The sequence below is a fragment of the Campylobacter sp. LMG 17559 genome, from assembly GCF_024723605.1.
Lineage (GTDB): Bacteria > Campylobacterota > Campylobacteria > Campylobacterales > Campylobacteraceae > Campylobacter_D.
Genome location: NZ_JANQCZ010000013.1, coordinates 1 through 14,196, shown reverse-complemented (window position 1 = coordinate 14,196; position 14,196 = coordinate 1). Strand labels below are relative to the sequence as shown.

13 protein-coding genes are annotated in these 14,196 nt (G+C 29.8%); 4 read left to right on the top strand and 9 right to left on the bottom strand.

The features are described from left to right. Nucleotides 1–27 precede the first annotated feature (27 nt). The gene (locus CAMP5082_RS06855; RefSeq protein ID WP_263708178.1) at nucleotides 28–1,392 is read left to right on the top strand and encodes a sodium-dependent transporter; all 1,365 of its coding nucleotides are present in this window, start codon (nucleotides 28–30) and stop codon (nucleotides 1,390–1,392) included. Here CAMP5082_RS06855 and CAMP5082_RS06850 read toward each other — a convergent pair. From CAMP5082_RS06850 to CAMP5082_RS06830, 5 genes are all read right to left on the bottom strand, one after another. After that, complete coding sequence (locus CAMP5082_RS06850; protein WP_337206298.1) at nucleotides 1,363–2,247, bottom strand: 1-aminocyclopropane-1-carboxylate deaminase/D-cysteine desulfhydrase; 885 nt, start codon at nucleotides 2,245–2,247, stop codon at nucleotides 1,363–1,365. The genes CAMP5082_RS06855 and CAMP5082_RS06850 overlap by 30 nt on opposite strands. Continuing rightward, on the bottom strand, nucleotides 2,234–3,184 hold the full coding sequence (locus CAMP5082_RS06845) for an OmpA family protein (RefSeq protein WP_039628394.1): 951 nt from the start codon (nucleotides 3,182–3,184) through the stop codon (nucleotides 2,234–2,236). The genes CAMP5082_RS06850 and CAMP5082_RS06845 overlap by 14 nt, the downstream gene beginning before the upstream one ends. After that, the gene (locus CAMP5082_RS06840; protein ID WP_039626332.1) at nucleotides 3,171–4,502 is read right to left on the bottom strand and encodes a MotA/TolQ/ExbB proton channel family protein; all 1,332 of its coding nucleotides are present in this window, start codon (nucleotides 4,500–4,502) and stop codon (nucleotides 3,171–3,173) included. Before CAMP5082_RS06840 ends, CAMP5082_RS06845 begins: the two co-directional genes overlap by 14 nt. A 75-nt stretch (nucleotides 4,503–4,577) precedes the next feature. Continuing rightward, on the bottom strand, nucleotides 4,578–5,642 hold the full coding sequence (gene fbaA / locus CAMP5082_RS06835) for a class II fructose-bisphosphate aldolase (protein ID WP_257404066.1): 1,065 nt from the start codon (nucleotides 5,640–5,642) through the stop codon (nucleotides 4,578–4,580). Next, nucleotides 5,642–6,457 (bottom strand): peptidylprolyl isomerase, encoded by an 816-nt coding sequence (locus tag CAMP5082_RS06830; protein WP_263663212.1) that lies wholly within the window; start codon nucleotides 6,455–6,457, stop codon nucleotides 5,642–5,644. The genes fbaA and CAMP5082_RS06830 overlap by 1 nt, the downstream gene beginning before the upstream one ends. A 79-nt stretch (nucleotides 6,458–6,536) precedes the next feature. On the opposite strand from CAMP5082_RS06830, the gene nth reads away from it, so the two are divergent. Then, nucleotides 6,537–7,163 carry an endonuclease III gene (gene nth, locus CAMP5082_RS06825; RefSeq protein ID WP_039618455.1) on the top strand — a complete coding sequence of 209 codons (627 nt, stop codon included), beginning with the start codon at nucleotides 6,537–6,539 and terminating at the stop codon, nucleotides 7,161–7,163. Nucleotides 7,164–7,185: 22 nt separating this feature from the next. Here nth and gltS read toward each other — a convergent pair whose 3' ends face one another. From gltS to CAMP5082_RS06805, 4 genes are all read right to left on the bottom strand, one after another. Continuing rightward, nucleotides 7,186–8,394 carry a sodium/glutamate symporter gene (gene gltS / locus CAMP5082_RS06820; RefSeq protein WP_263663209.1) on the bottom strand — a complete coding sequence of 403 codons (1,209 nt, stop codon included), beginning with the start codon at nucleotides 8,392–8,394 and terminating at the stop codon, nucleotides 7,186–7,188. 115 nt (nucleotides 8,395–8,509) lie between these two features. Continuing rightward, nucleotides 8,510–9,850, bottom strand: coding sequence for a TolC family protein (locus CAMP5082_RS06815; protein ID WP_337206297.1), 1,341 nt, complete (start codon nucleotides 9,848–9,850; stop codon nucleotides 8,510–8,512). 1 nt (nucleotide 9,851) lies between these two features. After that, nucleotides 9,852–11,783, bottom strand: coding sequence for an ABC transporter permease (locus CAMP5082_RS06810; RefSeq protein WP_337206296.1), 1,932 nt, complete (start codon nucleotides 11,781–11,783; stop codon nucleotides 9,852–9,854). After that, nucleotides 11,780–12,913 (bottom strand): efflux RND transporter periplasmic adaptor subunit, encoded by a 1,134-nt coding sequence (locus tag CAMP5082_RS06805; protein ID WP_337206295.1) that lies wholly within the window; start codon nucleotides 12,911–12,913, stop codon nucleotides 11,780–11,782. Before CAMP5082_RS06805 ends, CAMP5082_RS06810 begins: the two co-directional genes overlap by 4 nt. A 127-nt stretch (nucleotides 12,914–13,040) precedes the next feature. Between CAMP5082_RS06805 and CAMP5082_RS06800 the strand changes: the two genes are divergently transcribed. Further along, a complete protein-coding gene (locus CAMP5082_RS06800; protein WP_337206294.1) occupies nucleotides 13,041–13,649 on the top strand; it encodes an NAD(P)H-dependent oxidoreductase in 609 nt (202 codons plus the stop codon). A 69-nt stretch (nucleotides 13,650–13,718) separates the two neighbouring features. Then, nucleotides 13,719–14,196 (top strand): MFS transporter (locus tag CAMP5082_RS06795; RefSeq protein ID WP_337206293.1); only part of this gene is annotated, 478 nt, incomplete at its 3' end.

Sequence of the window (14,196 nt, the reverse complement as noted above, 5' to 3'; positions counted from 1 at the left end):
TTTATTTAAATTTAGCAAGGAAAAAGCATGCAAAGACAAACTTGGAGCAATACGCTAACTTATATCCTTACAGTAGCAGGAGCGACTATTGGTTTTGGAGCCACTTGGCGTTTTCCATACTTAGTAGGTGAAAATGGAGGCGGTGCTTATGTTTTAGCCTTTTGTATAGCTATGATTTTTATAGGAATTCCTGTGATTTTGGTTGAAAATGTTATAGGAAGACGCAGAATGCTAAATTCAGTCGATGCTTTTGGCGGAAAAACAAGTGATGGGGTTAAAATATCCAATTCTTGGCAAGGTGTTGGCTACATGGGGCTTTTAGGTAGTTTTGGAATCATGGCTTATTATATGGTAATAGGTGGATGGGTTTTGGCTTATATTTTTAAAATCATCATAGGCGATTTTAATCTTTCAAGTCCCATTAATGCTCAATATACAAGCGAATTTTATAACTCAACCATAGAAAATAATCCTTTATTAATAGGAATTTTTACTACTATATTTGTGATAATTAACTGGATTATCTTAAAAAAAGGTGTGATTGATGGCATAGAAAAGTCAGTAAAATACCTTATGCCATTTTTATTTATCTGCCTTTTGGTTGTTGTTGCACGTAATTTAACTCTTGAAGGAGCAAGTGAGGGTGTGAAATTTTACCTTACTCCTGATCTTTCCAAAATCACTCCTAAATTGTTTATAGATGTTTTAGGACAAGTATTTTTTGCCCTATCTTTAGGCTTTGGGGTAATGATAACCTTATCATCTCACCTTAAAAAAAATGAGAATTTAATCAAAACTTCTGTTTATACAGGAATTTTAAATACCCTCATAGCAGTACTTGCTGGTTTTATGATTTTCCCGGCTTTATTTAGCGTAGGATTAACCCCTGATAGTGGGCCATCTTTGGTTTTTAAAACCTTACCTGTTGCATTTTCACATATACCTTTTGGAAGTATAATTTGCGTGTTTTTCTTTTTACTTTTAATCATCGCTGCACTTACTACAAGCTTGCCAATTTATCAAGTAATTATCAGTGTTTTGGAAGAAAAATTTAAACTAGCTAAAAATACTGCTATCAATCTAACACTTGGAAGTATTTTTGTCTTGGGAAATTTACCATGCATACTTACTTATGGTCCTTTAAAAGATATCACTATCATCAAAGGAAAAAATATTTTTGATAGCTTTGATTTTATTAGTGGAAATATATTCTTTGTTTTAACCGCATTTTTTTGTTGTATATATGTAGGTTGGGTGCTTAAAAAAGATGCAATTTATGAGCTTTCTAATCAAAATACCCTAAAAGGAAGTATTTTTAAACTATGGTATTACTATGTTAAGTTTATCATACCTTTGATTATCTTAGTGATTTTTTATTTTGGTATTTTTTAATTTATACTCATAACGCTTTAACATGCTTATATTTCCTTCAAGGCCTCCTTGATGGATATATAAGATTTTTCCACCAAGTTGCTCTTTATGAGCTAATAAAGTTTTAAAACCCACCATATCATAAAGCAAATCAAACTCTACTCCACATTCTTTTTTTAGATCTTGATAAAGATCATAAAATTCCAAATAAGGCTTAGCAAAATGATATTTTTTTGGTGGATTTAATATGGTTAAATTATCAAAATCATAATTTGGCTCTAAGCTTAAAATTTGCTCTTTTAAATACGCACTATCTCCCACACAAGCACATGTAAAAACTTTAAATTTACTATGTTTAGCCAAAAAAGCCGCAGAAGTTCCTGTGCCTGAAGGTAAGAAAATACTTACATTTATATTCAATTGCTCACTAAGCTCTAAAGCCAGTTGTTGGTATCCAAATTCAGCTTCTTTTATAGCCACACCTTCTTCTATAAAAACATCATCATCTTTTTTCAAGACTAAAGCTTGCAGTCTTCTTGTAGGATAGTTTGTATTTTCTATCAACTCAACATTATGTTTTAATGCAAATTCTAAATTTCCATGGGGATTTTCTTTTAAAAAAGAACTCATTTTTTCACAAACAAAAATGAGCAAAAAATCATTTTCATAACAAAACTTTGCTAAAGCAACTAAAGCATTACTTTGAGAAGAACCAAAAGAAATAAATCTTTGTCCTTTTTTAAATAAATGTTTGTTTTTTTCAAAAAAGGCTAGTTTTCTAGCCTTATTACCATTGATATAACCTAGTAAATCATCTCTTTTGAGTAAAAATTCAAAATCTTTGTATTTTAAAACATCAATTTTACTTGCTATCAAGGTATTTTTCAACCTTTTCTAAAGCATTATTTGTATTGATATTAAACTTAATCTCTATTCTACGACTTGCTTCTTTATCTTCTTTGCCATCTTTCATAATCACATCAGAATAAGACCTACCACTTGCCATTAAAAGTTTTTGCAATCTTGGATCTTTATAAAATGAGTGTATAAAACTCATCACAGCATAAGCTCTTTTTTGTGATAAATCAAGATTATATATATAAGAGCCTGCACTATCTGTATGGCCTTCTATGACTATATTTTCTATGCTGTTTAAGATATTTTCATCTTTTAAAATATTGTCAAAATACTGCGTTAAAATCGTTTTCAAATTCTCTTTTGCTTGAGCTTTTAGCGTAAAAGAATTTGTATCAAAAAGCACTTCAGAAGGCAATACTATCGCCCCTGTATTAGAATCTAGAGTAATATTAGTATCAAATTTTGCTTGAAGATTTTTGATGGTATTTTCTTTGATTAAACCTAGTTCTTTGATTTTACTTTTTGCCTCATCAAAATTACGCTCTAATTCTTTGATTTCTTCATCTTTTTTGTTTAATCTCTCAAGTAAAGCAAAAATTTGTTGATCTTTTTCATCTAAACTTGAATTTAAATCTTGATTGAGTTTAGTAATATTAGCCTCTAAAGCCTGTTTTTGCTTATTAACATCATCAAGCGTGCTTGAAGTATTATTTAATTTTTGGCTAAGATTTTTTAAAATATCTTCTTTTTGGTTTAATTCTTCTTTGTTCTCTCTTAAGCGCTCTTCTTGTTTTTGTAAATTTTCTTTTATGATTTGCAAATCACTTTGAGTTAAAACATACTTAACAACTATAGCTCCAATAAGCAAAATAAATATAAAAAGCAAGCCCGCCATTAAATCTGCATAAGCTATCCAAAAATTATTTTCTTCATTGTTAGAATTATTTTTTATCATCTATTTTTTCATCTTCTTTTTGATTTTCAAGCTTTGCAATAACTTGTGTGGTTTGCTCATCTAATTCTTTGCTTTCTTCTTTAAATTCTTGCATTAGTGAAATTTTTTCATCGATATTTTTTTCATCTTCATAGGCTTCTTTAAAAGTATGCATACCTTCTATAATACTTGCCCTAAAACCTTCAAAAAGCTTAGTTTGATTATCAAGCATAAGATTTTGATATTTTTCAATATTATTTGAAAAATTATTCACCTTTTCATCTAAAGCACTCACGCTTTTATCTAAATGCACAATTTTATCCGAACTCACATCTAAAAGTCTGTTGTATTGCTCTGAAATTCTTAAAGTTAAATCTTTTATGTTTGAATTTAGCATATTTACCGCATTTGCAATCTCGCTGTAAGTTTTAACTATATCTTTTTGCTCTCTTTGGGTTTTAGACAAATCACTCATAGTTTGTTTTACATGCTCGCTGCTTAATCTTACAGCTTTTTCCTCAGCATTTACAAGCTCTTGAAAAACTTTGAATTTTCTATCTATTGTATTATCTAATTCTTTAAAAAATTCCTCATTACTTACATGCTCAAAAATCGTGCCTATTTTTTCAAAATGTTGCAAACTTTCTTGAAGATATTTTCTATCAATTTCTTCTTTAGACCAGAAAAAATCGCTTGTTGCATTTTTTTGACGATTAAGAAGTTTTTGGAATTTACTACTGCCGTATTTTTCAAAAAATATCCACCAAAGTGCTAAGAAAATTCCATAAATTGATACATAAAAGGCTGTTCCTACCCCATTTAATAAAACTGAAATTTCTTGTTCTAAACCTGCTGTGTCACTTGAATTAAAATTTGGCATAGACATTGCTATACTTATAAAAGTCCCCAAAATACCGAGCATAGGAAAAATAGCTGCACCTACAGAAGCAAAATTTTCATTTCTTAAATCTTTCACATAAGCATAAGCAAAATCATCAAAACTAGCGTTTGACTTTGTTTCTTTACCTATAACTAAAAAATGCTTCATAATATAGCGTTTTAATATAAGCTTAAATTCATCTTTTTGTTGCTCAAAAATACTTGAAGCATAATCAGCACTATGTCTAGCAAAGATCAAAGCTACCAAAAAGATAATCCCTATCATTACAACACTATGTAATTCTACTTTAAAATCAATCTTTCCAAAATATCCTAAAAGCACTAAAATATACAATATAGCAGGGATAAATATAATCTTTAAATAAGCAACAATTCCTGTACTACCTTTTCCCTCAGGCAATACAAGATCAGAAAAATCATCAGTTGTTTTAACTTCCATTTTATAAACCTTTGTTAATTTTGCTCTAAAAATTTGAAATCTTCACAGGAAAATCAACTAAGAGTTATAAAACTCTTAGTTTCTATCGATACAATTTAAATCGCTAAAAGCACACTCTAAGCGTTTGATCATGCTCTCTTCACCCGCTCTAAGCCATACTCTTGGATCATAGTATTTTTTATTTGGCTTATCATCTCCATCTGGATTGCCAATTTGTCCTTGCAAATAAGCTTTATTTTTAAGTTCATACTCTCTAACACCATCCCAAAAAGCCCATTGAGTATCTGTATCAATATTCATCTTAATCACACCATAGCTAAGTGCAGCTTTGATATCTTCTATATCACTACCACTGCCACCATGGAAAACAAAATTGATTGGTTTTTCTTCACCAAGATTGAATTTTTCTTTTACATAATTTTGAGAATTTTTAAGAATTTCAGGTCTTAAAATCACATTTCCTGGTTTATATACTCCATGTACATTACCAAAGCTAGCTGCGATTGAAAATCTATCACTAATTTTAGAAAGTCTCTCATAAGCTAGTGCTACATCTTCAGGCTGGGTGTATAATTTTGCATTATCGATATTAGTATTATCCACTCCATCTTCTTCACCACCCGTACATCCTAGCTCAAGCTCTAAAGAAATTCCAAGTTCAGACATTTGTTTTAAATAATTTTCACAAGTGTTTAGATTGCTTTCTAAATCCTCTTCACTTAAATCAATCATATGGGAACTAAACAAAGGCTTGCCTGTTTCTTTTTTAAACTCAATATTTGCTTCAATCAAAGCATCGATCCAAGGAAGTAATTTTCTAGCAGCATGATCTGTGTGTAAAATCACCGGAACTCCATAAGCTTTTGCCATTAAATGTACATGTCTGGCACCACTTATAGCACCAAGTACATCAGCTTTTGGGCAAGCTTTCCCTGCTACAAATTTAGCTCCTCCATTTGAAAACTGAATAATCACAGGCGAATTAACTTTTTTAGCACTTTCTAAAACCGCATTGATAGAATTTGTCCCCACAACATTTACCGCAGGGATAGCAAATCCTTCTTTTTTTGCATGATTATATACGATATTTAGATCATCACCACTTAAAACACCTGGTTTAACAAGATCTAATACGCCCATTATTTGTATTCCACTTTTGCTTTTTGAAGAAGTTCTTGAGCTTTTTTATTCATAAGTTCTTTAAATTCTTCCATTTTGATATTGCTTTCAATACCTGCTTTTACTTCATTATAGCTCATAGTACTTTTTGCTCTAGCATCTTCTTTTAAGATAACATGATATCCAAAATCACTCTTTACAGGTGTTTTAGAAATAGTACCTTTTTTCATAGAAAAAGCTGCATCAGCAAATGGTTTTACCATAGTTGATTCAGCAAACCAACCAAGATCACCACCTTGAGCTGAAGAACCTTTGTCGATTGATTTTTCTTTTGCAAGTTGAGCAAATTTATCATTTAAAGCTTTTCCACTTAGCTTACTAAGCTCGGCAATAATATCTTTAGCTTCTTTTTCACTAGTTACCAAAATATGCTTAGCTTTCACTTGAGCTGGTTTAGTGAATTTATCTTTATTTGCCTCATAGAATTTTTTAGCTTTAGCATCATTATTTTTAATTGAATCAAAAATTTTCTTTTGGTAGATATTTACCAAAATAGCTTCTTTAGCACGCTCTAATTCTTCTTTATATGAAGGATCATTTTCTATTTTTTGAGCTTTAGCATCTTTTAATACAAGTTGTTGAACGATATATTGATCAATAATTGCTTTTTTTTGTTCAGCTGGCAAATCAGTGATTTTAGCACCTCTTAACATAGGAGCAAAAAATTCATTCACTTCTGTATCGCTGATATTGTTTCCATCAAGGGTTGCAACCACCGCAGCATTTAAACTTAAACCTGTTAGCAAAGCCGCAGCAACTAAAGAAATTTTTTTCATTGTTTTTCCTTTTGAAATAGTTTTGTTGATTTTATTATATCTAAACTTTATTTAAAGCCGATTAACATACAATAAGTTTATGAAAAGAAATTTAGAAATTAAAAAATTATTTTTAGAGCATTTTGGACAAGCAAAAACAGAATTAGTTTTTAGTAATGCTTATGAACTTATAGTTTGTGTTATGCTTTCAGCTCAATGTACTGATAAAAGGGTTAATCTCATCACACCGGCTTTATTTGAAGCTTATCCTAGCGTACAAGATTTAGCTAAGGCAAACTTATCATCTTTGAAGCTTTTGATTAATTCTTGCTCATTTTATAATAATAAAGCACAAAATTTAATCAAAATGGCTCAAGCAGTTTGCGAGCAATTTAATGGTGAAATTCCTATGAATGAGCAAGATTTAAAAACTCTAGCAGGAGTAGGACAAAAAACTGCACATGTAGTAATGATAGAATGGTGCGGGGCTAATTGTATGGCTGTAGATACTCATGTATTTAGAGTTTCACACAGACTTAATCTTAGCAAAGCCAAAACCCCTGAAGAAACAGAAAAAGACTTAACTAAAATTTTTAAAGATAATCTAAACTATCTTCATCAAGCTATGGTGCTTTTTGGACGCTATACATGCAAGGCTAAAAATCCTTTATGTAAAGAGTGTTTTTTAAATCATTTATGTAAGAGCAAAGATAAAAAGTTAATCTAGCACTAAATAGTGCTAGATGATTTTAATGAAAGAATGGTAGATATAAGAAAGCATTAATCACTAAAGCATTTACTATATCTATGAAAAATGCACCTACTAAAGGCACAATAATAAATGCCATATGGCTCATACCATAGTGATTTGTTACAGTTTGCATATTTACCATAGCTGTTGGAGTAGCACCTAAACCAAAACCACAATGTCCTGCCGCTAAAACTGCTGCATCATAGTCTTTTCCACATATTCTAAAGGTTACAAATATAGCAAAAGCAGCCATCATAGCAACTTGTACTACTAAAATTACTAGCATCGGTAGTGCAAGGGTTACTAGATCCCAAAGATTAATAGTCATTAACGCTAAAGCTAAGAATAATGACAAGCTTACATTACCTAAAACTGATACTTCTCTATCAAATACATGGTGAATTTTTGTAGCTGATAAAACATTTCTTAGAACAACACCCACAAAAAGACAATACACAAAAGTTGGTAAAGTAAAACCTGTATTTGCTTTGATATAAGTAGATAAAGCATTACCTATTAATAAACATAAAGCAATCAATGCTAAAGACTCTATAAAAGAAGATGGAGTGATCAATCTTTCTTTTTCTGGAGATTGGAAATTTAAAATCGCATCTTTATCATCATTTTGTTTTGGAACTACTAATTTGTGTTTATTAACCAAATATCTCGCAACAGGCCCACCTATGATACCACCTGAAATAAGTCCAAAAGTCGCACAAGCAATAGCAACAGTAGTTGCACTAGAATACAAATAAGGTTCTTTAATAAATTCAGCCGCCCAAGCTGCACCTGTACCATGACCACCACTCATTGTAACAGAACCTGCTATAAGCCCCATAAGTGGATTTTGTCCCATGGCAGTTGCTACACCTATACCAACTATATTTTGCGCAAATAGTAAAGCTACAACTACAACTAAAAAAACTGCTAATTTTCTACCACCTTTTTTCAATGAAGCAAAATCAGCTAACAAACCAATACTTGAAAAGAATGCAAGCATTAACGGATCTTTCATAGATTCATCAAATTTAATGTCTAGTGAAAAAGAACTATGTAAGATTAAAAGAATAATCGCAGCTATTCCACCACCAACAACTGGCTCAGGGATATTATAATCACGAAGAAATTTTACCCTTTTAATGACAAAAACGCCCAAAAGCAATACTATAACCATAGTAACTAGCGTTGCATAAAAATCAAATTTCATACCTCTCCTTTGTTTGATTTACTTATCAATTGTAATCTAAATGACTTTAAAAACAACGCAAATAAACACTACTCTTTACTAAGATATTACAAAATGAAACATTTTTAAGTCTATTTTACTCTAAAATCAATACTATATTATGATACAAATTAATATTTTTAAGCAAAGACAGTTTCGCTCTACTAAGCTCTTGAAGTGAATTAATAAGCAAAGCATCTGCATCAAGATAATCTTTTAGCTCATTACGCCCTAATTCATATTTTTCAAAATATAATTGTGTAATTTTTGCTTGATTGGCATTGATATCTTTTACTAAATTTAACAAATCATTGTAGTATTTATCGTTTTCATAACAAAGTTTAAACTCATGAATAGCTCTTTGTAATACATCTTTATACTCATATAAGCGTGCTTGGTATGCAAATTCAGAAATTTTTACATTTTGTCTTACTCTATAAAAGTCCAAAAATGGTAAGTCAATAACAACATTACCTCCTAAGATTAAAAATTTAAAACTCTCTTCAATATTCTTATCACTCCCATCTAAATTTCCCAATATTTTTATACTAGGCAAAATACTTTTTTGCACACTTGCATAATCCTTATAAGAAGCCATAAGTTGATTTAGTTTTGCTTGAACTTGTGGTCTATAAGCAAGCATTTTTAACTCTATATCAAAATTAATTTTTTGCAAAGAAAAATCTTCAAGAGTATAATTTAGTATTTTATTAATCAAAAATCCATCATCTTTACCTAACAAATCTTTTATATTTTTAAGTGTTAAGTCTTTATTTTGCAAATTTGTAATGATGTTTTGTTTAGTGTTTAATAAAGACTTTTTGATATTTAAAAGATCAATATATTCAACCTTACCATAATCAAATTTAGTAGTATAAATTTCTAGCATTTGCTCAAGATTTTTTAAATGATTGTTGAGCAAGTGATCTACATCATTAAAATAAATCAATTCAAAAATGCTATTAATCGCTAAATTAATCGTATCAAGTTCTAAAGAGCGTAACTCATATTCGCTTGCTTTTGCTAAAAATTCAGAACTAGCAACTTGATCTGAAATTTTTCCATATATATCAAGCTCATAATTTAACATAATGCCATTTGAGAAACTATGCATTTCTGCGCCATTGTTTAAATTTTTTCTTATGTTTGCACCTAAATTTCCACTCAAAGTAGGATAAAGATCTAAATTTAAAAGCTTATATCTAGCTAAAGTGCTTAAAAAATTAACTCTTGCTACATTTAGATCTTTGTTATTGTCAATAATAGCTTTTAAGATATTATTTAAATCTTGATTATTATATTTTTCCCACCAAGCCTTGCTTGCATTAAAATCTTCAAAATATTCTTTTTTTATTTGATCTTGGGATACTTGTTCTAATTTTACTCCTACGCAAGCATTTAAAAAAAAAGCTATAAAAAATAATAAAAATATTCTCATCTCATTCCTTTGATAAAGCACTAATAGGATTTAAATTTGCTGCATTTTTTGCTGGAAAAAATCCAAAAACCACTCCGATTAAAACCGAACTTAAAAGCCCTAAAAATACTGAATTTAATGAAAGTATCATCGTAAAACCAAAATTTAAAGAATTAAATACTTCGATGATAATAAAAGAAAGCATTACTCCAAAAATAGCTCCTAAAGAACAAATCAACACAGCTTCAATTAAAAACTGCATCAAAATATCTTCTTTTCTAGCTCCAATAGCCATTCTAACTCCAATTTCCCTTGTACGCTCACTTACTGAAACAAGCATGATATTCATCACACCAATACCACCTACTATTAAAGACACTACCGCAATAGAAGAAATAAGTAAAGTCAAAGTAGCAGTATTTTCCTCAATAGCATTTTTAATTGCATCAGAATTTATAGTGAAAAAATCTTTTTTTCCGCGTTTAATCTCTAAAATTTTTACCATAGCCTCTTCGGCTAAAGCAGGATTTACCTCATCTTTTACCTTAGTTACTATAGCTCTTATTTGTTTATCCCCTGTGATTTTATTCATCAAAGTAGAATAAGGAGTATAAATTTTAATAGTATTTTCATCAGCCCTAAAGCCTTTATTATCTCTTTCTTTTTTTAAAACTCCAACTATGGTTAAAGGTTGCTTGTTAAAAATCACGCTTTTACCTAAAACATCTTTAGCACTGATATTATCAAATAAAATTCTCAAAGCATTTTCATCTATAATACAAATATTAGTATTATCTTTTATATCCTCATTATTAATAAATCTACCATCTACCATCACAAAACCTCTAAGTCTTAGATGATTTGGTCCTACTCCATAAATTCTAGCTTGCAAAGAATTATTCTTATAAGTTACAACCCCTACTTTACCCACATCTGCTTCTACTGCTTCTAAATAAGGCAAAGAACTTAAGGTTTTTAAATCACTTAAATTTAGCCTTGTTTTACCTGATCGAATATCTCCCAAACCACGCCCTGAAACAACTTCTATGGTATTAGTCCCGATAGAACTAATAGAAGCAAGTATGTTTTGTTGAGCTCCAAGTCCTAAAGCAACCACGCAAACTACTGAAGCTATACCTATGATAATACCAAGCATAGTAAGCAAAGAACGTAGTTTGTGTGCTACAATGGAAGCTATGGACATTTTCAAACTTTCAAAGAGCTGATTTTTAAGCAAATTAAAGCTTTTTTTCTCTTTTGGCATTAACTTAGCTTTTATTTCATCTGCTTTTTTTACACCATTATCGCTTATAATCTTACCATCTTTAATTTCTATAACTCTTTTTGCTCTAGCAGCTATTTCCCTATCATGAGTGACTAAAACTACGGTGTGTCCTTGCTCATTTAGTTTATTTAAAATTTCTAAAACTATCTTACCGCTTTTAGAATCAAGCGCACCTGTTGGCTCATCTGCTAAAATAAGCTCACCACCATTCATCAAAGCTCTTGCTATGGAAACTCTTTGCTGTTGTCCCCCGCTTAGCTCATTTGGCTTTGATAATTCTTTATGATCAAGCTCTAAAAAAGAAAGTAATTCTTTAGCCTTTTGCGATCTTTCTTGTTTGTTTTTACCTGCATAAACAGCAGGTAAGGCTACATTATCTTTAGCATTTAAAAGACTAAGCAAATTATATCTTTGGAAAATAAAACCTATTTTTTCACGCCTAATCCTTGCTTTTTCATCCTTGCTTAAATTTGTAACTTCATATGCATCTAAAAAATATTTTCCACTACTTGGCTCATCAAGTGTGCCTATAATATTTAAAAGAGAGGTTTTTCCACTGCCTGATTGCCCTATAATAGCTACAAATTCCCCTTTTTGAATATAAAGATTAATATTTTCTAAAATAGTTGTGTTATTAATCTTTTTTTGTATATTTTCTAAGCGTATCATTTTTTATTTTTACCTATGATAACTAAATCACCCTCATTAATACCATCTAAAATTTGAGTATTTAAACTATCTTTAATACCTAATTTAATAGGTGTTTTTACACTTATATTATTTGCTTTTAAAATTTCTACATAATAACCACTTACATCGCTTTTTATAGCCAAAGTTGGTATAACTAAGGTATTATTTTCTGTTTTAATAGCAATTTCATTTTCTGTACTCATACCTATGCGTAAAAAATTATTATCATTTTTTACAAAAACCCTTGCATAATAATACACAGCACTAGCGCTAGCACTTGAGTTTGAGTTTAAATTTGTATTACTTGTTGCATCACTTATGGTAGTATTTGCTGGATCTATACTTGAAATAATTGCTTCGTATTTTTTATCAGGCTCATTTAAAATACTAAATTTAACCTTTTTTCCAACACTGATTTTATTAATATCAGCTTCAGCTATTTGCATACGAATTTCCATTTCACTTAAATCAGCCAAACGCACTATGCTTGGTGTATTTTGGTTTGCATTTACAGTTTGACCTTCTTCAACCGCTACATTAATAATCTCACCCTTACTAGGTGCGGTTATAGTAGTATAAGCTAAATCTTTTTGAGCATTTTTTAAAGAAATTTCAAGTTGAGTAGTTTGAGCTTTTAAATCGGCCACATTTGCCCTTAGAGCATAAAAAGTATTTTTAAGATTTTCAAGATTTTCTAAGGAAGTAGCCTTTTTAGTATAAAGTTTTTGTTCTCTTTGGTATTGTTTAGTAGCTATATCAAGAGCGATTTTTTTACTTTCTAAATTTGCCTTTGCACTTTCAAGCTGAGCTTTGGTAATATCTAAATCATTTTGTTGCTTATCTTTATCAATTTGTGCGATTAAATCACCCTCATTAACATGATCACCTAATTTTACATAAAGTTTAGTAATTTGCCCACTAACTTGAGCACCAACATCAACTTGTGTTTTTGCATAAACTTCGCCTATTGCTTCTATACTTTGAGTAATATCTTGTTTTTTAACTTCATAAGTTAGATAATTATATTCTTCCTTATTTGCAAAAAAGAAAAAATACACCCCTATAATGAGTATAATCAAAAATATGCTTAAATAAATTATTTTTTTCATTTTAATCCTTTAAAAATCATATAATAAAACATTTGTATGAAGTAAAAATAAAATTGTAACAATAAAATATAATTTTAACAATTTTAAAGCTTATAAGATATAAGATAAATCAAAAAAAGGAAAAATAATGCAAGATTATTTAAATTTAATGCAAAATCGCTCTTCTATTAGAGCTTACACCCAAGAAAAAATTTCTAAAGAGAATTTAGAATATATCTTAGAATGTGCTAGATTATCTCCTAGCTCCTTAGGACTTGAACCTTGGAAATTCTTAGTTTTTCAAAAAGATGAACATAAAAAAGAAATTGCTAAAATAGCTAATAATCAAAGCCATGTAGCAAATTGCGCTGCTATTATAGTTGTAATTTCAAGGGCTGATTTTAAAGATTATTTTGAAGAAAAACTTAAAAAGAGAGGTTTAAACCAAGAAGAATTAAACAAACGCTTGCAAACTTATAAGCCATTTTTAGATGCAATGGATTTAGAACAAAGTTTTCTTTATGCCAAAGAACAAAGCTATCTTGCCATTGCAAATATTATCAATGCTGCTTATAGTTTAAATTTAGGCTCATGTATTATCGGTGGCTTTGATAAAGATAAAATCAATCAATATTTAAATTTAGACACCACTAAACAAAGAGTTTCTATGCTCATTACTTTAGGACATACTCAAGAAAATACTAGCGTAGAAAAAGCTCGTTTTGCATTTGATGAAGTGGTAGAATTTAAAGATTAATCAAATATTAAAACTCCATTTAAATTTTATATAATAAAATAATATTTTTAAAATAAAATGGAGTTTTAAATGCAAGGAAATTTCTTAAAGATTTTTGGCGTATTGCCATTTTTAGCAGTAGCTTTTATTAACGCTTTTGTGGATTTAGGACACAAGATCATCATACAAAATACCATTTATAAATTTTATGAAGATAGCACTCAGCTTTTTCTAACTGCTATTGTTAATGCTTTGATGCTTTTACCTTTTATCCTTATGCTTTCACCTTCTGGATTTTTAGCAGATAAATTTCCTAAAAATAAAATCATGAAAATATCTGCATTATTTTCAGTAATATTAACTTGTATTATTTGTTTGTGTTATTATCTTGGAGCATTTTGGCTTGCTTTTGTAATGACTTTTATCATGGGAGTACAATCTGCCTTATACTCTCCTGCAAAATATGGTTTTATAAAAGAATTAGTAGGAAAAGAGCTTTTAGCTATGGGAAATGGAGCTGTAAACGCAGTAAGTATTGTGGCTATTTTAGCGGGTATGGCGGTATTTT

Coding starts and splice junctions, on each gene's coding strand:
- CAMP5082_RS06855 (WP_263708178.1), top strand. CDS start 28: ATGCAAAGACAAACTTGGAGCAATACGCTAACTTATATCCTTACAGTA.
- CAMP5082_RS06845 (WP_039628394.1), bottom strand. CDS start 3,184: ATGATAAAAAATAATTCTAACAATGAAGAAAATAATTTTTGGATAGCT.
- CAMP5082_RS06840 (WP_039626332.1), bottom strand. CDS start 4,502: ATGGAAGTTAAAACAACTGATGATTTTTCTGATCTTGTATTGCCTGAG.
- fbaA (WP_257404066.1), bottom strand. CDS start 5,642: ATGGGCGTATTAGATCTTGTTAAACCAGGTGTTTTAAGTGGTGATGAT.
- CAMP5082_RS06830 (WP_263663212.1), bottom strand. CDS start 6,457: ATGAAAAAAATTTCTTTAGTTGCTGCGGCTTTGCTAACAGGTTTAAGT.
- nth (WP_039618455.1), top strand. CDS start 6,537: ATGAAAAGAAATTTAGAAATTAAAAAATTATTTTTAGAGCATTTTGGA.
- gltS (WP_263663209.1), bottom strand. CDS start 8,394: ATGAAATTTGATTTTTATGCAACGCTAGTTACTATGGTTATAGTATTG.
- CAMP5082_RS06815 (WP_337206297.1), bottom strand. CDS start 9,850: ATGAGAATATTTTTATTATTTTTTATAGCTTTTTTTTTAAATGCTTGC.
- CAMP5082_RS06810 (WP_337206296.1), bottom strand. CDS start 11,783: ATGATACGCTTAGAAAATATACAAAAAAAGATTAATAACACAACTATT.
- CAMP5082_RS06805 (WP_337206295.1), bottom strand. CDS start 12,913: ATGAAAAAAATAATTTATTTAAGCATATTTTTGATTATACTCATTATA.
- CAMP5082_RS06800 (WP_337206294.1), top strand. CDS start 13,041: ATGCAAGATTATTTAAATTTAATGCAAAATCGCTCTTCTATTAGAGCT.